The sequence below is a fragment of the Lactococcus sp. KTH0-1S genome, from assembly GCF_052544945.1.
This window is the reverse complement of the sequence record NZ_CP195165.1, coordinates 1,461,679-1,478,370: the sequence shown is the minus strand read 5'-3', so window position 1 is coordinate 1,478,370 and position 16,692 is coordinate 1,461,679. Positions and strand designations below refer to the sequence as shown.

Annotated in this window: 21 protein-coding genes; 14 read left to right on the top strand and 7 right to left on the bottom strand. The window is 34.7% G+C overall.

Annotation, left to right across the window (positions count from 1 at the left end; translation table 11 throughout):
• The 5 genes from ACRYLU_RS07190 to ACRYLU_RS07170 all read right to left on the bottom strand — a co-directional run bounded on the left by ACRYLU_RS07190 (position 1) and on the right by ACRYLU_RS07170 (position 4,469).
• Complete coding sequence (locus tag ACRYLU_RS07190; protein ID WP_081043212.1) at positions 1-876, bottom strand: ABC transporter permease; 876 nt, start codon at positions 874-876, stop codon at positions 1-3.
• Positions 866-1,987: an ABC transporter ATP-binding protein gene (locus ACRYLU_RS07185; protein WP_058205466.1), complete on the bottom strand. Its 1,122-nt coding sequence runs from the start codon at positions 1,985-1,987 to the stop codon at positions 866-868. The genes ACRYLU_RS07190 and ACRYLU_RS07185 overlap by 11 nt, the downstream gene beginning before the upstream one ends.
• Before the next feature lie 27 nt (positions 1,988-2,014).
• Positions 2,015-2,362 (bottom strand): P-II family nitrogen regulator, encoded by a 348-nt coding sequence (locus ACRYLU_RS07180; protein WP_270224912.1) that lies wholly within the window; start codon positions 2,360-2,362, stop codon positions 2,015-2,017.
• A 130-nt stretch (positions 2,363-2,492) separates the two neighbouring features.
• Positions 2,493-3,533: a polyamine ABC transporter substrate-binding protein gene (locus ACRYLU_RS07175; protein ID WP_179884606.1), complete on the bottom strand. Its 1,041-nt coding sequence runs from the start codon at positions 3,531-3,533 to the stop codon at positions 2,493-2,495.
• 204 nt (positions 3,534-3,737) lie between these two features.
• Positions 3,738-4,469: an SDR family oxidoreductase gene (locus ACRYLU_RS07170; protein ID WP_026138919.1), complete on the bottom strand. Its 732-nt coding sequence runs from the start codon at positions 4,467-4,469 to the stop codon at positions 3,738-3,740.
• 76 nt (positions 4,470-4,545) lie between these two features.
• Here ACRYLU_RS07170 and ACRYLU_RS07165 point away from each other — a divergent pair, with 76 nt between their 5' ends.
• Entirely contained in the window at positions 4,546-4,980 is a 435-nt protein-coding gene (locus tag ACRYLU_RS07165; RefSeq protein WP_010905994.1) for a MerR family transcriptional regulator, read from the top strand.
• Between the two features lie 39 nt (positions 4,981-5,019).
• Here ACRYLU_RS07165 and ACRYLU_RS07160 read toward each other — a convergent pair whose 3' ends face one another.
• Entirely contained in the window at positions 5,020-5,907 is an 888-nt protein-coding gene (locus tag ACRYLU_RS07160; protein WP_058205463.1) for a DMT family transporter, read from the bottom strand.
• A 169-nt stretch (positions 5,908-6,076) separates the two neighbouring features.
• A complete protein-coding gene (locus tag ACRYLU_RS07155; protein ID WP_014572452.1) occupies positions 6,077-6,463 on the bottom strand; it encodes a Fur family transcriptional regulator in 387 nt (128 codons plus the stop codon).
• Between the two features lie 125 nt (positions 6,464-6,588).
• Here ACRYLU_RS07155 and ACRYLU_RS07150 point away from each other — a divergent pair, with 125 nt between their 5' ends.
• The 13 genes from ACRYLU_RS07150 to ACRYLU_RS07090 all read left to right on the top strand — a co-directional run bounded on the left by ACRYLU_RS07150 (position 6,589) and on the right by ACRYLU_RS07090 (position 16,691).
• A complete protein-coding gene (locus ACRYLU_RS07150; protein ID WP_038600240.1) occupies positions 6,589-7,278 on the top strand; it encodes a VIT1/CCC1 transporter family protein in 690 nt (229 codons plus the stop codon).
• Positions 7,278-7,958: a VIT1/CCC1 transporter family protein gene (locus tag ACRYLU_RS07145; RefSeq protein ID WP_038600242.1), complete on the top strand. Its 681-nt coding sequence runs from the start codon at positions 7,278-7,280 to the stop codon at positions 7,956-7,958. Before ACRYLU_RS07150 ends, ACRYLU_RS07145 begins: the two co-directional genes overlap by 1 nt.
• Positions 7,959-8,033: 75 nt before the next feature.
• Complete coding sequence (locus tag ACRYLU_RS07140) at positions 8,034-8,777, top strand: methyltransferase domain-containing protein (protein ID WP_098393598.1); 744 nt, start codon at positions 8,034-8,036, stop codon at positions 8,775-8,777.
• A 113-nt stretch (positions 8,778-8,890) separates the two neighbouring features.
• On the top strand, positions 8,891-9,310 hold the full coding sequence (locus ACRYLU_RS07135; RefSeq protein ID WP_058205460.1) for a MarR family winged helix-turn-helix transcriptional regulator: 420 nt from the start codon (positions 8,891-8,893) through the stop codon (positions 9,308-9,310).
• 11 nt (positions 9,311-9,321) lie between these two features.
• A complete protein-coding gene (locus ACRYLU_RS07130; RefSeq protein ID WP_098394125.1) occupies positions 9,322-9,960 on the top strand; it encodes a nitroreductase family protein in 639 nt (212 codons plus the stop codon).
• A gap of 14 nt (positions 9,961-9,974) precedes the next feature.
• Positions 9,975-10,334, top strand: coding sequence for a DUF1304 domain-containing protein (locus ACRYLU_RS07125; protein WP_058205459.1), 360 nt, complete (start codon positions 9,975-9,977; stop codon positions 10,332-10,334).
• A 458-nt stretch (positions 10,335-10,792) separates the two neighbouring features.
• Entirely contained in the window at positions 10,793-12,163 is a 1,371-nt protein-coding gene (trpE, locus tag ACRYLU_RS07120; protein ID WP_038600254.1) for an anthranilate synthase component I, read from the top strand.
• A 123-nt stretch (positions 12,164-12,286) separates the two neighbouring features.
• The gene (locus ACRYLU_RS07115; RefSeq protein WP_260311025.1) at positions 12,287-12,883 is read left to right on the top strand and encodes an aminodeoxychorismate/anthranilate synthase component II; all 597 of its coding nucleotides are present in this window, start codon (positions 12,287-12,289) and stop codon (positions 12,881-12,883) included.
• Complete coding sequence (trpD, locus tag ACRYLU_RS07110; RefSeq protein ID WP_038600258.1) at positions 12,873-13,880, top strand: anthranilate phosphoribosyltransferase; 1,008 nt, start codon at positions 12,873-12,875, stop codon at positions 13,878-13,880. Before ACRYLU_RS07115 ends, trpD begins: the two co-directional genes overlap by 11 nt.
• Before the next feature lie 40 nt (positions 13,881-13,920).
• A complete protein-coding gene (locus ACRYLU_RS07105; RefSeq protein WP_038600260.1) occupies positions 13,921-14,280 on the top strand; it encodes a VOC family protein in 360 nt (119 codons plus the stop codon).
• A 9-nt stretch (positions 14,281-14,289) separates the two neighbouring features.
• Positions 14,290-15,084, top strand: coding sequence for an indole-3-glycerol phosphate synthase TrpC (trpC, locus tag ACRYLU_RS07100; protein ID WP_038600262.1), 795 nt, complete (start codon positions 14,290-14,292; stop codon positions 15,082-15,084).
• Complete coding sequence (locus ACRYLU_RS07095) at positions 15,074-16,108, top strand: phosphoribosylanthranilate isomerase (protein ID WP_445080812.1); 1,035 nt, start codon at positions 15,074-15,076, stop codon at positions 16,106-16,108. The genes trpC and ACRYLU_RS07095 overlap by 11 nt, the downstream gene beginning before the upstream one ends.
• 13 nt (positions 16,109-16,121) lie before the next feature.
• Positions 16,122-16,691 carry a GNAT family N-acetyltransferase gene (locus tag ACRYLU_RS07090; protein ID WP_428923936.1) on the top strand — a complete coding sequence of 190 codons (570 nt, stop codon included), beginning with the start codon at positions 16,122-16,124 and terminating at the stop codon, positions 16,689-16,691.
• Position 16,692: the final 1 nt, after the last annotated feature.

Here is a 16,692-nt window from a genome sequence, read left to right as displayed (position 1 = left end):
TTAGTTACCTCCTAAATCATCAAGGGAACCGCCCATTCTCTTATAGAGCGAGAGAACAAGGAAGGTGAAAACAATAATTGAAACTGACAAAGCTGAACCAAAAGGCCAGTTATGTGCAGAAATAAATTGGTCACGGACTAAATTCCCAATGAGAATAGATTTTGAACCACCCATGATATCTGAAACGAAGAAATAACCAAGAGTGGGGATAAAAACCATGATAGAGCCTGAAAATACTGCGGGCAAGGTAGTCGGAAGATAGACATATTTAAATATTTCTAATTTTTTACCCCCTAAATCCTGCGTAGCTTCTACCAAACTTACATCGACATTACGAAAACCAGAAATCAGAGGTAAAAGCATGAAAGGAATCAGCGTATAGACCATACCAAGAACAACAGCAAAGTTGTTGTAAACTAAATCGAGAGGTTTACCAATCACATGAACTTTCATAAGGAAAGAATTAAGAATTCCGTTTGTTCGTAAAATCATAATCCAAGCGTAAAGTCTTAAAATAGATGAAATCATAAAAGGAGTAGTAATTAAAGCCGTCAAAACAGAAAGACTTGCATTAGATTTTTTTGAGACAAACATTGCAAAAGGGTAGGCAATTAAAATTGAAATCACAGTGACAATCAATGCTAAAAGAAAGGAGAGAAAGATAATTTTTAGATAGAGCGGTGACAAGAGGCTAAAATAATTATTTAGCGAAAAACCAACTTCCACACCACCATAAGTTCCTGACTTCATAAAAGACATGACTGCAACATCTAACAAAGGAAAAACAACGAAAAGTCCAAGCCAAACAATGAGAGGTAAAATTAAAATATATTTAAACCAATCAATAGGCTTTTTTAATCTAGATTTATCTACCAAATAGATTACCCCCTAGAAAGCTAAATTCTGGATGGGAGATTGCATTATAGATATCATTACCTTCATTTTTTAGAGTTACCACTTTTTCAGGTTTAAAATTAACTAGAACCGTCTCACCTGTTTTATAGTCTTCCACATGACCAGTCATTGTTTTTTGGACATAACCATTGGCAATTGTAATCATCAATTGGGTACTCCCACCGACAAAAATTTGGTCAGAAATAATTCCAGGGATACCGGAGTCTTGAGAAATTTCGATATATTCCGGACGAACGGCGAAGGAGACTAAATCACCTACACGAATGTTTTCAGGTCTTGGGATAATAAATTCGCCAGCTTCAACAGCAACAGAAACAAATTCATCTTCAATACGTTTAACTAAACCATTCCAAACATTGCTTTCACCGATAAAATCGGAGACGAATTCAGTTGCGGGTTTTTCATAAATCTTATAAGGATAATCGACTTGGTCAATCATTCCGCCATTCATAACAGCAATTCTGTCAGAAATTGTCATCGCCTCTTCTTGATCATGTGTGACAAAAATAAAGGTTAATCCAAGATTTTTTTGAATTTTACGAAGTTCAAGCTGCATTGATTTGCGTAACTTTCGATCAAGGGCCGATAAAGGTTCATCTAAAATTAAGACCTTTGGTTCATTGATTAAGGCGCGAGCAATTGCAACACGCTGTTTTTGCCCACCTGAAAGTTGACTGGGCATTCTATTTTCAAAACCAGAGAGTTGGACGAGATGAAGCATTTCGGAGACCTGTTTTCTTTTTTTAGCTTCAGGAACTTTTTTCAAGGTTAGACCGAAAGCTACATTTTCAGCGATTGTCAAATTGGGAAATAGTGCATATTGTTGAAAGACAGTATTGACCGCACGTTCATAAGCTGGCACACCTGCAATATCTTTTCCATCCAGAAAAATCTGACCCGACGTTGGCTGTTCAAAGCCGGCAATCATCCGAAGAAGAGTCGTTTTTCCAGAACCAGAAGGTCCAAGAATTGAGATAAATTCTCCTTCTTCAATGTCCAAATCCAAATTTTTTAGAATATAATTTTTTCCGTAGTACTTGTCGAGATTACGGATTTTTATGATTGATGCCATAATTTTCCTCCTGACACTTTGCAAATACTATAGGGCTTTAGAACCACTTTCGCCAGTTCGAATACGGACGATGGTTTCAAGCGGAACAAGAGCAATTTTTCCATCCCCAACATTCCCAGTTGAAAGTTCTTTTACAATTTCTGAGATAAGTTTTTCACTTCGTTCATCTTCGATATAGGTGATTACAGCAATTTTGGGTAAAAGATTGACATGGAATTGTCCGCCACTCAATTCTACAATTTTGGAGATATCACTATTTTGATTACCGGCTCCCATTGCAGAGTAGACGGTCATTCCATGCACTCCATTTTTAGCAAGAATATCTTTTAATTTTTCGAGTGATTCTGGACGAATTGTAATTTCCATTTTTTTCATATTATTGTCCTCATTTCTTATTTCTTGTTCTGGTTTTTCGAGATAAGTCAGGGTATTTTTTGCCTTTTCCGCTTTTTCATCGTATTCTCCTATCAAATATGTTTAATCTGAATACACATAATAGTTGCCTTTATTGATTGACAAAATTGTTCCACATTTTATCTAAAACTCTTGTTTTACTTCCAATATCAAGTGGCATTTGAGCCTTTTGTAATTGTTGAGCTGTCAAATTTCTCATAGGGTCAGTTTTCCAAGAATTGGGAAGATAAGTCCATGCAGATTCGTTGGGGTTGAGATAGGGATATTCTTTGACAATGCTAGAAAATACTTTTGCACTTTCTACATAATTGATGAACTTTTCGACATTTTTCCCCCCTTTAGCATTTTTGAATTTCATAAAATTGTCAACTTGTAAATCAATTCCAGAGCTTGGATAGACGCCAACAATGTTTTTGTTAGCCATTTTTGCCATTGTTATTTCGGCATTATAGACTAATCCGACAGAAGCCTCGCCATTTGCCAATAATGTATGAGGAGAATCTGAATCTAGTGCTTTTATATTGGGACGTAAAGCAATTAGAAAATTTGTTGCACTTCTCAAATTTTCATTAGTAAGTTGATTAACATTCAAATCAGAATTAATGAGAGCAGAATCAATCACAGCTCGGGCATCGGAAACAACAACCTCGGAATTTTTGAACTTTGGATTAAGTAAATCAGAATAATTGTTGATTGGTGAAACTTTTTTCTTGTTATAGGCAAGGGCCAAATAAGAACCTAGATAGGGTAAGGAATAGCTGTTCTTCTTGTCATATGAAAGTCCTAGCCAATCTTTAGCATAATTTTTGCTATTTGGAATTTTACTTTTGTCTAATTTATCTAGCAAACCAACTTTTTTCAAAATTTCTACGTCATTTCCAGGAGCAACAACAAGGTCATAAGTTCCTGGAGAGACTGCCCTAACTTTAGCAATCATCTCATCAGGAGAAGAATAAGTAGTCATATTAACATGAGTTCCGGTTTTCTTTTCATAATTATCAAGGACGGATTGGGGCATATAAGAAGACCAAATAATTAGATTGAGTTGATTTTTTGGTTTTCTAATTTGATAAATAACAATAATGGTCAAGATACAGATAATAGACAAGCTAGTTATTATAATTTTTTTCATCACTTTATCCCCTTTTCTTAGAAATGGCATATTTAAATATCTTTGTGATTTTTTTGATAACATAGATATTTTTATGTCACTTTTTGTTACATGATACAATTTTTAAATTATTTTGTCAACAAAAAGATAGAATTTTCAGAATTTTCCGCAAACAAAAAAGGCACTAATTTAAAATAGTGTCTTTCTTATCTAAAATATTAAATATTAAGCATTTTGATTGGTTGCAGCAATATCAATTTCTCTGATGTTAACCGTTTGAGGCATATCATAAATGAATTTCACGGTTTGGGCCACTCTTTCAGGAGCAAGTGTTGTACCACCCATTGATTCTTTCCAAAGATTATAATCATTTAGGGCACTTTCGTCAGTAACATGTGTCAATAATTCTGTTTCAGCAGCACCAGGTGCAACAAGTGAAATTCGAACATTTTTACCAGAAACTTCCTCTCTGATAGTTTCACTTAAACCATGGACACCAAATTTTGAAGCGACATAAGCGGCGTGGTTGGTAAAAGTTTTTTTACCAGCAAGAGAAGACATGTTAATTACTGTTCCTCCTTGGCGTTCAACCATTTGTGGAAGAACAATTTGCATTCCATTAAGTACACCCAAAACATTAGTATCCATCATTTGTTTCCATTCTGCTGGATCTTGATTTAGAACATTTCCTAATAACATGACACCTGCATTATTGACTAGAAGATCAGTTTTGCCATATTTTTCTTCAGCTTTAGTAATTGCATTTTCAAATGATGTTTTGTCCGTGACATCTACAGATTCCACAAGGACATTCGTAAAATCAAGGGGCAAGGCTTTGATTTTATCTGTACGACGACCTAAAAGCAACATTGGGAATCCATCAGCATTAAATAATTTTGCAATTTCAGCACCAAATCCTGAACTTGCTCCTGTTATAACAATAAGTGGTTTAGACATTTTATTTCTCCTTAAGAGTATTTTTTTGATATACTGATTATACAACATGGAGTTAACTCCATGTCAAGGAGAAAGAATGACAAAATATACAATTGGCGATATTTCACGTAAATTAAACGTTTCTAACGATGCTGTACGTTATTACGATAAGGAGGGTCTGCTCCCTTTTGCTAAAAGAAATAAAGCTGGTCGAAGAGAATTTACAGATGACGATCTTGGCTATATTGAAGTCATTGATTGTTTAAAAAAATCAGGTATACCCATAAAAGATATTGCTCAATTTATTGATTGGTGTATGGAGGGTGACTCAACACTTGATGAACGTTTAGACTTTATGAAAACACACGAAGAGCAATTAGAAGAAAAAATTAAAGTTTTAGAAATGAATTTGGCCTTTTTAAGATGGAAAATTTGGTACTATCAAACAGCAGCAGAAGCAGGCACTGAAAGTATCCACTTTATTCCGGGAACAACACAAGTTAAACCAGAGATAAGAGATATTTTCAAATAATATTAAAAAAACAAAACGTATTTTTTACGCTTTGTTTTTTTATTTTTTCTTAGCTGGAAAATTTATGAGAAATAGCGACAGAAAGACGATAAAAATACCTAACTGTTGAAATCCTAAAAATGAAACGCCTAGGAATAAAGTGGAAATTACAATAGCGGTGACAGGTTCAAGCATTCCAAGCATACCAACAATATGAGGTTCTGTATATTTTAGACTATTGATATAAAGAGAGTAAGCTAAGAGTGTCCCAACAATAACGATGAGGCTGACCAAAAGTAAATCAGTCTGATCAAAATTTTTAGGTAAATTTGTGACTGGATGTAAGAAATTAGAAATGACACCACCAATTAATAAGGCCCAGGCGACAAGGCTTAAAGGAGAGTGTTCTTTGATAAGTGGACATGGAATAAGAGTGTAAGCACAAACACCAAGGGCGGATAAAAGCCCCCAAACAAGAGCAGAAGCTGAAAAACTAAGCTCTCCAATATTTCCATTAGTCACAAGCAGAAAAACACCAATTAAAGAAAGAAAAATGGCAATAATATCAAGTCGACGTGGAATTGCTTTACTTTTGATAGCTAAAATAATAATAATGATGGAGGGACCTAGAGATTGTAAAATAGTCGCAATAGCTGCATTTCCGTAATAAACTGATAATAGAAAAGAAGATTGTGCAAAAAGTACTCCGAAAATTCCAAAAGCTACAATTCTTAGACTTGATTTTACAGAAGACCAGACACTAAAGATGTTGTGCTTAGTAATTGCTAACCAAGCAAGTAACAACAAGCCCGAAAAGAGCATGCGCGTGGTAACTAGCCAACCTGGCTCAATAGAACAACGATTAAAGAGGAGTCCAGCAATAATACTACTAATCCCAAAAAAGGCGGCTCCCAAAGAAGCGTAAATAATTCCTTTAAATTTAGTCATATATGCACCATGTGTTGAGTTCTTTTGTTTTTGACATTTTTATCCTCAATTTCTAAATATATTATCTTCCTATAATCATTATATATAAATTACAAGGCAGAGTAAAATATTCACTGGGAATGGTATAAAAGAATAAAAAAAGCACTAATTAATTGGATTAGTGCTTTTTTTAATCTTCAACTCCATAAATTTCAACTTTGTAACCAGTAATATTTAGACCACTAGCTTTTCGAGCAGCTTCTATCAGTGGACGAAAATCAAAATTATCTACATTCATAATCTCACCTGTCGTTTTATTGACAACATGATAATGAGGCTCTCCGTAGTAGTCATATCTTCTTTTACTACCGTCATTTATAGCAATCACTAACTCACTATCAACCAATTTATCAAGGGTATTATAGACCGTTGCTAAGCTAATATTTTCCAAATCTTCGTGAATTTGCTCTGCCGTTGGGTGAGTTTGATGTTTTATCAGGTATTCTAAGACAATGAGACGCTGTGGTGTAGCTTTTAAACCATGTGATTGTAATAGTTCTTTTAAGTCTTGTTCCAAAATCAGCACTCCTATCTTTATTATTTATTTTATTATATCATCAACAGAAAATCATTTCAATGACTTGACATTTGTTTAGAATCATTCTAAAATATAGTTTAGAATGATTCTAAAAGGGTGAGATAATGAAAGAAAAAAATAACTTAATTCAAAGAAATAATATTGTCAGGGCAAGTATTATGGGAGCAAATGACGGGATTATTTCGATTGCAGGGATTGTCATTGGTGTCTCTGGCGCAACCTCTCATATTGGGACAATTTTGCTGGCAGGTTTTGCCGGAACTTTAGCAGGAACGGTCAGTATGGCAATGGGAGAATATGTTTCGGTCAGTTCGCAACGTGATGCTCAGGAAAAAATTATCCAAGAACAAAAAGCAGCACTTGCTACTAATTATCAAAATGAATTTGATTTTGTTTATCAAAAATATAGAGCAGATGGGATTTCTAATGAACTAGCTCATAAAGCAACGGATGAGATGATGAAAAAGGATGCTTTAGCAACAACGGTTCGTGAAAGACACGGGTTTACAATTGGACAAGAATTGAGTGCTAAAGGAGCGGCAATTGCCTCAATGCTCTCATTTCCAACTGGAGCGCTTTTGCCTATGCTAGCCATTTCTTTAATTCCTAAAAGTTGGAGTGCTTTGGCAACATTTATTTCCGTACTAATCGCTCTAGGATTTACAGGTTATGCTGCCGCTTATTTAAATGGTGCTGATAAAAAACATGCAACTTTTAGAAATATTATTGCTGGGATTTTAACGATGCTTGTTACTTATGTAGTGGGTTTGCTCTTTAAACAAGGAGGTTTGTGATGAAAAAACAAACAATGACAATAGATGAAAAATTAAATAGTATCCGTGCGGGAGTCTTGGGTTCAAATGATGGAATTCTTACAGTTGTTGGTGTGCTCTTTTCGGTTTCCGCAGCTTCTGGAAGTAGCTTTGCTTTACTGATTGCTAGTTTGGCAAATTTGATTTCTGGTGCTTTTTCAATGGCTTCTGGTGAGTATGCAAGTGTCAGTTCTCAATCTGATAGTGAGAAAGTTGTGGTTCAAGAAGAAAAAATATTACTGAAAAAAGATTTTAAAAATCAAAAAGCAGCAGTGAAAGATTTTTATATTGAAAAAGGAATCAGTCCAGAAACTTCAACAGCAATTGCTAATGAATTACTTGCTCGAAAACCTTTGGAAACTGTTCTGTCAGTAAAATATGATATTGCTTTAGGACATTATATGAATCCTTGGCAAGCGGCAGGTTCATCATTAATTTCATTCACGATTGGTGGACTTTTTCCTTTACTAACCATGATTTTAGTTAAGGGTGCTTGGCAATTTCCAGCAACAATTTTTGCAACAATGCTTGCAATGGCCTTAACTGGAATGATTAGTGCTAAGCTTTCTGATGGCTTGGTAATTAAAGCAATTCTTAGAAATATTATTATTGGTTTACTAACAATTTTTATTCATTATTTTATTGGTCGGATTTTAGGTTAATGAATTTAGGCTTAGTTAAAAGCTTTTGTTATAATTATAGATAGGACTGATAATTATTGAGAAAGAGGCTGACAAATGGATGATAATACTAAAGAATTAGAACAATATTGGGATGAGTTTTCTCAAGAATATGAAGAAATTCAAAATGAAAGCTTGGTTGATATTGGTCAGCAATTACAGAAATTTTTGGTGATTGAAAAACTTTTACCAACAAGTCAATTTTTAGATTTAGCTGGTGGGACCGGCAAATATATTCCACACTTTTCAAATTTTACTGACAGCTATCATCTTGTTGATCTGTCAGCAAAAATGTTAGAATTTGCCAAGAATAAGTCTGCTGATTCAAATAAAATCACTTTTACGCATCAAGAACAAAATAAATTTTTAAAGAATACAAAAGAAAATACTTATGATTTTGTGTTTTCAGCCATGAATCCTGCATTGGAGTCAAAAGAAGCCTTAGTAGAATTAAATCGGATTGCCAATGGAAATGTTGGAATTTTACGTTTGATTTTTGATGAGGATAATCTCTTTAGTCAGGTCGAACAATTGTATTTACCCAATCAAGAACAGAATAAAGAAACGCAGATGTTGCTTTATAAGGCATGGTTAGAGGAATTAGGTTGGGAATTTAAAAGTAAGAAATTTAGATTCTTTTTATCAGAAAAAGTAAGTTCACAGTTTTTCTCTGATTATTTCTCTGATGAGCTTTCAGCTACAGAATTAGCGGCTTTGACGCAATTATTTTTTAGTGAAACAGAAATTCGAGAAATGGAAAGATTAGTGATATTTGAGTTATTATATTGGGAAAAATGCTAGGTTGAATCCTAGTTTTTTTATTTCTCAATTCTTTTAGTTGTAATTTATTTATTTTAGTACTATAATTGACTAATCAACGATTGACCAATCAATTAAGAAAGGAGAAATAAATTATGAAGCTTGAAAAAGTCAGCCAGTTACTCTATCAGCTCAAAATTGTAAATCAAGAAATGACGGCAAAATTTGAGAAGGCAACGGGTTATAGTATTACTCGTTATCAATTGATGATGATTTTAAAATGTAAAGGTCGTTGCTCTCAAAGTCAATTACAAAATGAATTGAAAATAGATAGTGCTGCTGTAACAAGACATTTGAAACTACTTGAAGAAAAAAATCTTGTTAGAAGAGAGCGCAATAAAGAGAATAATCGAGAAGTATTTGTCGAAATTACCGAAAAAGCTAAAAATGATTTAGCACTTTGTGCAAAAAAACATGATGGTTCTCTAGATGAAAGTCAACAAATATTAAATATTGGGCTCAGCGATTTAGAAGAAGAACAACTTTTAGAATTACTCACAAAATTAACAAAATGAAAGAAGAAAAAATGAATAAGAACTTTAAAAATAATGATTTCTCAGATATTACATTTGGTAGAAAATCTGTCAGACTTTATGATGAAAACTACAAAATTTCTCACGAAGAAATGCTTGAAATGATTCAAGAAGCAACAGCCGCACCTTCATCAGTAAATATGCAACCTTGGCGTTTTATCATTGCTGAAACCGAAGAATCAAAAGCAAAATTGAAACCTTTAATTCGCTTTAACACACGTCAAAATGATACTTCATCAGCCATGATTTTAATTTTTGGTGACATGCTTAATTATGAATTAGGTGAAGAAATCTATGACCAAGCAGTTGCTGAAGGAAAAATGCCTCAGGAAGTCAGAGATCAACAAATTGGAGCAATTATTCCTTATTACAAGAGTTTTTCTAAACAAGAAATGAATGATGTTGTCAAAATTGACTCAAGTTTGGCAGCAATGCAATTGATGTTGGTGGCAAGAGCTCACGGTTATGAGACAAATCCAATTGGTGGTTTTGAAAAAGACCAATTAGCAGAAACTTTTGATTTAGACAAAGAACGTTTTGTACCAGTTATGATTTTATCAATTGGTAAAGCCGTTGAAGAGGGTTATGAATCTGTCCGCATGAATGCTGATAAAATCACTACTTTTAAATAAAAAGGAGAAGTAATTTGACCATTTTAACAATTATTCTGTCGCTTTTGGTTGCTTTGGAATTTTTCTACATTATGTATTTAGAAACCTTTGCTACAAGCTCAAAAACCACCAGTCGTGTGTTTAATATGGGAAAAGAGGAGCTAGAACGTTCTTCAGTTCAAACGCTTTTTAAAAATCAAGGGATTTATAACGGTTTGGTTGGTTTAGGATTAGTTTATGCAATATTCTTCTCGTCAGCTCCACTTGAAATTGTTAGATTACTGCTTGTTTATATTATTTTAGTGGCTTTGTATGGCTCTTTGAGCAGTAATAAAAAGATTATTCTCACCCAAGGTGGTTTAGCCATTTTAGCTCTCATTTCTTCATTTTTTTAAATAAATATTTTTAAATCCTTGACAAGTCTCATAAAAAGTTTTACAATTATTTTCAACATCAGAAAAGTAACTCTATATCAGAATTTTTTCAGGAAGTCTGCGGTTGTGCGAGCAGATAAATTCATCAGAGCGAATGGGCTGATTTGAAAGTCGAGAACGATTTGTTTTTCGCAATTTGATTTGAAACAATAAAAATCACGGATGCTCCCGATACCAAGCAACTTGTTGTTAGACGAGGAAAAGAAGAGTTTTTTCTAGTATTTTTGTAATACTTTTAGGGACTCTTAAATTACGGTGGCACCGCGTGACATACGCCCGTAGAGTATCAAATACTCTACGGGCTTTTTTGTATTTTTTTGAAAGGATTTCTAAAATGAACCAACGATGGCGAAGCTTAAATTTTAACTAATCAGTATCAATGGAAAAGACTTCCTCAAACCTATAGATAGAGAGAAAACATGAGAAAAATTAAAGAGATTTCAGCAGACACCATGACCCCGATTTCGGTTTATCTTCGCCTGAAAGGGAAAAATAAAGTAATTTTAGAATCCATTCCCAGAGAAAATGACCAATCACGTTTTTCAATTATTGCGTTAAATCCTGTGAAGCACATCAAATTTACTGACGGAATTTTAAGCGTTAATGACGAAATCATTAGCGATGAAAATCCAATGGAATTTCTGGAAAAATTAGTTTGTCAGCCAGAAAGTACTGACGAAAATTTAGACTTGCCTTTTACAAGTGGAGCGATTGGATATGCTGGATTTGATACCTATGGTATTTTTGAAGGCATTCAACCTGAACTGAAAGATTCGATTGGAACACCCGATATGTATTTTATGTTATACGAATCAGCCCTAATTTTTGACCACAAACGTGAAAAACTGATTTTTATTGAAGACAATACTTACAGTCAACGTTCAGAAAAAAAGTTACAAAACGCGCTGTCAGCAAATATTGAGTCATTGTCTTTACTGACAGAAGCAGAAAATGAACTGACAGAATTAAGTAAACTGAATTTCGTCAGCAATATGTCTCAAGAACTTTTTGAAGAAAAAGTTGCTAAAGCAAAGGAACTTATCAGAAATGGTGACATGTTCCAAATTGTTTTATCACAACGTTTAACAGCCGATTTTACTGACAACCCCTTTAATTATTACAGAAAGCTTCGGGTTGAAAATCCGTCATCGTATATGTACTTTATGGAATTCGATAATTTTCATGTCATTGGCAGCTCACCAGAGCGTTTGGTTGCTGTTCATGGAAATCAAGTTTCAACCAATCCAATTGCTGGAACAAGAAAACGCGGGCAAAATGAATTTGAAGACCAAGCTCTTATTGAAGATTTAGAAAGTGATCCCAAAGAAGTGGCTGAACACAAAATGCTTGTTGATTTAGGACGAAATGATATTGGTAAAATTTCCAAATATGGTTCAATCGAAGTTCCTGTTTTCATGAAAGTTGAGAAATATCGCTACGTCATGCATATTACAAGTGAAGTGACCGGCGAGCTTCGTCCTGAATTTACAGCTATGGATGCCTTACGCGCCACATTGCCAGCGGGGACGCTATCAGGAGCACCGAAGCATCGAGCCTACCAAAGAATTTATGAATTTGAAACGCAAAAACGAGGAATTTATGGAGGAGCTATCGGTTATCTAACGAAAAATGGAAATTGCGATTTTGCAATTGCCATTCGGACAATGGTCTTGAAAGACAAGAAAGCACATGTTCAAGCAGGAGCCGGAATTGTTTACGATTCAGTACCCGAACATGAATATCAAGAAACCTTAAACAAAGCCCAAGGCTTATTGAAAGTTGGTCAATAAATAGACCCAAAAAGATGTAGAGATAAAAAATTTAACATCATCAGATAATTTTGTCAGTAATTTTTTACTGACAGAAAATAAAAAATTACTGACAGGCCTTGTCGTTAAAAATAGGAGACAAAATTGATTTTAATAATAGATAATTACGATAGTTTCACTTACAACTTAGTGCAGTATGTAGGTGCTTTGACTGATGTAGCAGTTGTGAAAAATGACGATGATTCTTTAAAAAATATGGCAGAAAAAGCAGATGCCTTAATATTCTCACCAGGTCCTGGTTGGCCTGCGGATGCTGGAAAAATGGAAACACTTATTCAGCAATTTGCAGGTCAAAAACCAATTTTAGGAATATGTCTAGGTTTTCAAGCTATCGTTGAAGTTTTTGGTGGCAAATTGCGCTTAGCCCATCAAGTCATGCACGGCAAAAATTCACAAGTCCGTCAGACTTCAGGAAATTTACTTTTCAATCATCTTCCCTCAAAATTTCTAGTCATGCGCTATCATTCAATCGTCATGGACGAGGCAGTCGCTTTACCAGATTTTGCAATCACAGCAGTCGCGACAGATGATGGTGAGATTATGGCTATTGAAAATGAAAAAGAACAGATTTATGGATTACAATTTCACCCAGAATCCATTGGCACATTGGATGGCATGACCATGATTGAAAATTTTGTCAACCAAGTAAATGAAAACAAGGAGTCATCAAATGAAAAATGAACTTGAAAAAGTGATGTCAGGCCGTGACATGACTGAAAATGAAATGAACATGCTTGCTAATTCAATTATCCAAGGTGAATTAAGCGAGGTCCAAATTGCCAGCTTTTTAGTAGCATTAAAAATGAAAGGTGAAGCAGCAAGCGAATTGACTGGTTTGGCTCGAGCTTTACAGAAAGCAGCGATTCCTATCCCAACAAATTTGACAAATGCGATGGACAATTGTGGAACAGGAGGCGACCGCTCATTCAGTTTCAATATTTCAACCACAGCCGCTTTTGTTTTAGCAGCTGGTGGAGTTAATATGGCAAAACATGGAAATCGCTCCATTACCAGTAAATCTGGCTCCGCAGACGTTCTTGAGGCCTTAGGAATCAATCTTTATTTACCAGCAGAAAAGTTAGCTCAAGTTTTTGATAAAGTTGGTTTAGTTTTCCTTTTTGCCCAAAATCTCCACCCAGCGATGAAATACTTCACGCCAGTCCGCAGACAACTCGAAATTCCAACAATTATGAACTTGACTGGGCCACTAATCAATCCAATTCCACTTGATACGCAACTTCTTGGTACCTCACGTCCAGATTTACTTGAATTAACAGCAAATGTTTTGAAAGGCTTGGGCCGTAAGCGAGCGTTAGTCATCACAGGTGAAGGCGGAATGGACGAAGCAACACCCTTTGGACTTAATCATTACGCCCTTTTAGAAAATGACAAAGTGACTTTGCATGAATTTAGAGCCTCAGACGTTGGTATTCCGGAAGTTCAACTCAATGATATTCGCGGAGGAGAGGCCCCAGAAAATGCTGAAATTTTAAAAAATGTCCTTGAAAATCAACCGTCAGCCTTTTTAGAAACGACCGTTTTAAATGCCGGACTTGGATTTTATGCCAATGGAAAAGTTGATTCCATAAAATCCGGAGTTGACCTTGCAAGAGAGGTAATTAGTACAGGAGCAGCTCTTACCAAGTTGCATGAATTACAAGCAGAACAGATTGGTTAAAAATCTGGTTGACGCTCGTTGAGAAAAGATGGAGAGAAAAATGATCGACCATTTAGACATTCACGTTCAAGATTTGTCACGCACAAAAAATTTTTATACAGCTATTTTATCAACACTTGGCGGTCACTTAATTGATGAAAGTAATTCAGGCCTGACCTATCAAACAGGTGAAAATGCTGACGGATATATTTGGTTTGAAATAGGAAAACCATATCCCTTTCATTTTGCATTTCAAGCAAGAACAAATAGTGAAGTTGATGAATTTTATAAAAAAGCACTGGCAAATGGCGGGAAAGATAATGGAGCACCAGCTTATCGGGGAGAAACTTACTATGCAACATTTATAATTGACCCAGACGGTTATCGAATTGAGGCAGTCTGCCACACAAGAAAAGAGTAAGAGATAGACATGAACATAAAAAAAGGAAAATTTCTAGAAACAATCCTAGCAGAAAAAAAACTTGAAATTGCTAAAATGCCAGAAGAACAAGTAGAAAAAGTTCGTCAAACTTATAATTTTTATGATTACTTAAAAAAGCATACTGACCAACTCCAAGTGATTGCCGAAGTAAAAAAAGCTTCGCCAAGTCTAGGTGATATTAATTTAGAAGTAGATATCGTTGACCAAGCTAAAAATTACGAACAAGCCGGTGCTGCTATGATTTCCGTCTTAACTGACCCTGTATTTTTTAAAGGAAATATTGAATATCTCCGTGAAATTTCAGAAAATGTCCAAATTCCCACCTTGAACAAGGATTTTATCATCGATAAAAAACAAATCAATCGGGCAGTTAATGCGGGAGCAACAGTTATTTTACTCATTGTCGCAGTTTTTGAAAATCAATACCCCAAACTCCAAAACCTCTACAACTACGCACTTTCACTAGGACTTGAAGTTCTTGTTGAAACACATAATAAAGCAGAACTTGAGATTGCTCATCAGCTTGGGGCTAAAATTATTGGAGTTAATAATCGTAATTTAAAAACCTTTGAAGTGAGCTTACAAAATTCAGTAGATTTGATTCCCTACTTTAAAGAAGACAATATCTACATTTCCGAATCAGGCATTTTTAGCGCAAACGAAGCCCAAAAAGTTTCCGATGCTTTCAATGGAATATTGGTTGGAACAGCACTCATGCAATCAGAAAATCTCAAAAAATCTTTGAAAGATTTAAAAGTCAAGAGGAAAACGAATGAAAATTAAAATCTGTGGCTTATCTACAAAAGAAGCTGTTGATACAGCCGTAGAGTCTGGTGCCACACATCTCGGTTTTATTATTAGTCCCTCAAAACGCCAAGTTACACCAGAAAAAATTCTTCAAATCACAAACGATGTCCCAAAAACAGTCAAAAAAGTAGGAGTTTTTGTTGATGAACCTATTGATTTTGTAAAAAAAGCCATTCAAGTTGCTCAACTTGATCTGGTTCAGCTTCACGGAAATGAAGATATGAATTACATTAATCAACTAGATATTTCGGTTATTAAAGCAATAAGACCAGACCAAGAATTTAAAGAATACGAAGATGTAATTTTATTATTTGATAGTCCACAAGCTGGAAGTGGTCAAGCATTTGATTGGGACTCTTTGGTGACTAGTGGTCTGAAAAATAAATTTTTCATCGCTGGTGGACTTAATCCAGAAAATGTAGCAGCTGCTATTCAACATTTTCCAGATGCCTACGGTGTGGATGTTTCTTCTGAAGTAGAAACTGACGGAATTAAAAACCTTACAAAAATAAAAAACTTTGTTCAAAATGCAAGCCTTGGCTCATCAAAGCAATTATTTATAGAATTTTTAAGAATCACAAAAAAGCTAAATGAAAATAAGATTATCCCTTATTTAATGGGAAGTTTAGCAGTTGAGCAAATAATCAATTTTCCAACAAATCCTGATGACATTGATATTCAACTCAAAACGCCTGATTTTGAAAATTTTGAGCAATTAACAAGTTTAATGGAAGAATTAGGTTATCAGCTCATTGACTTACATGAGCATAAATTTGAAAAAGATAGCATTCATATTGGCTTTGCAAGTGTGGAGACCCTTAAAAACTATGCCGGGGTTGACTATTTGGCCATTCAACAAGAAAGAATGGAAAATGGCGAAGAATATTATCTTCCAAATGTAGAACAATCCCTTAAAATCTATCAGGCAGCAAATAGAGATGAGTGGCGAGGAGGGAAGCAAAAAGATTCCTTTATTTTAGATAAGTTAATAAAGAAATAGAAGAGGAATGACAATGAATGATAATATTATCGAAGAGGGTGTAGAGATTCGAAATGATCTCATTATTAAGTCAATTCAAAAAGAAGATATATTAGAGCTTTGGCAAATTAGTTATGGACCTAAATCTGATTTACATTGGATGTCTTTCAACGCTCCCTATTTTGAGGAGCCAATCCTGAGTTGGGAAGAATTTTCAAGAAAAATATCTCTTAAAATAAATCAACCAAATGTTGCACTTATTATCTTTCAAAATCGAATCATTGGAATGCTGTCAGCTTATTGGGAAGACGGTAAATTACAAAAATGGCTTGAGTTTGGTATAGTGATTTATGATAGTAAATTGTGGGGACGTGGAATTGGACAGGATGCCTTATCTTTTTGGTTGAAGCACCTTTTTGAAACTTATCCGAGGATTCAGCACATAGGATTTACAACTTGGTCAGGAAATCAAGGAATGATGAGACTAGGAGAAAAAAGTGGTCTGAAACTTGAAGGGCAAATCAGAAAAGTTAGATATTGGCAAGAAACTTGGTATGATTCAATAAAATATGGAATTTTAAGAGAAGAACTAAAAAATAAATAAA

Coding starts and splice junctions, on each gene's coding strand:
- ACRYLU_RS07185 (WP_058205466.1), bottom strand. CDS start 1,987: ATGGCATCAATCATAAAAATCCGTAATCTCGACAAGTACTACGGAAAA.
- ACRYLU_RS07180 (WP_270224912.1), bottom strand. CDS start 2,362: ATGAAAAAAATGGAAATTACAATTCGTCCAGAATCACTCGAAAAATTA.
- ACRYLU_RS07175 (WP_179884606.1), bottom strand. CDS start 3,533: ATGAAAAAAATTATAATAACTAGCTTGTCTATTATCTGTATCTTGACC.
- ACRYLU_RS07170 (WP_026138919.1), bottom strand. CDS start 4,469: ATGTCTAAACCACTTATTGTTATAACAGGAGCAAGTTCAGGATTTGGT.
- ACRYLU_RS07165 (WP_010905994.1), top strand. CDS start 4,546: ATGACAAAATATACAATTGGCGATATTTCACGTAAATTAAACGTTTCT.
- ACRYLU_RS07160 (WP_058205463.1), bottom strand. CDS start 5,907: ATGACTAAATTTAAAGGAATTATTTACGCTTCTTTGGGAGCCGCCTTT.
- ACRYLU_RS07150 (WP_038600240.1), top strand. CDS start 6,589: ATGAAAGAAAAAAATAACTTAATTCAAAGAAATAATATTGTCAGGGCA.
- ACRYLU_RS07145 (WP_038600242.1), top strand. CDS start 7,278: ATGAAAAAACAAACAATGACAATAGATGAAAAATTAAATAGTATCCGT.
- ACRYLU_RS07140 (WP_098393598.1), top strand. CDS start 8,034: ATGGATGATAATACTAAAGAATTAGAACAATATTGGGATGAGTTTTCT.
- ACRYLU_RS07135 (WP_058205460.1), top strand. CDS start 8,891: ATGAAGCTTGAAAAAGTCAGCCAGTTACTCTATCAGCTCAAAATTGTA.
- ACRYLU_RS07130 (WP_098394125.1), top strand. CDS start 9,322: ATGAATAAGAACTTTAAAAATAATGATTTCTCAGATATTACATTTGGT.
- trpE (WP_038600254.1), top strand. CDS start 10,793: ATGAGAAAAATTAAAGAGATTTCAGCAGACACCATGACCCCGATTTCG.
- trpD (WP_038600258.1), top strand. CDS start 12,873: ATGAAAAATGAACTTGAAAAAGTGATGTCAGGCCGTGACATGACTGAA.
- ACRYLU_RS07105 (WP_038600260.1), top strand. CDS start 13,921: ATGATCGACCATTTAGACATTCACGTTCAAGATTTGTCACGCACAAAA.
- trpC (WP_038600262.1), top strand. CDS start 14,290: ATGAACATAAAAAAAGGAAAATTTCTAGAAACAATCCTAGCAGAAAAA.
- ACRYLU_RS07095 (WP_445080812.1), top strand. CDS start 15,074: ATGAAAATTAAAATCTGTGGCTTATCTACAAAAGAAGCTGTTGATACA.
- ACRYLU_RS07090 (WP_428923936.1), top strand. CDS start 16,122: ATGAATGATAATATTATCGAAGAGGGTGTAGAGATTCGAAATGATCTC.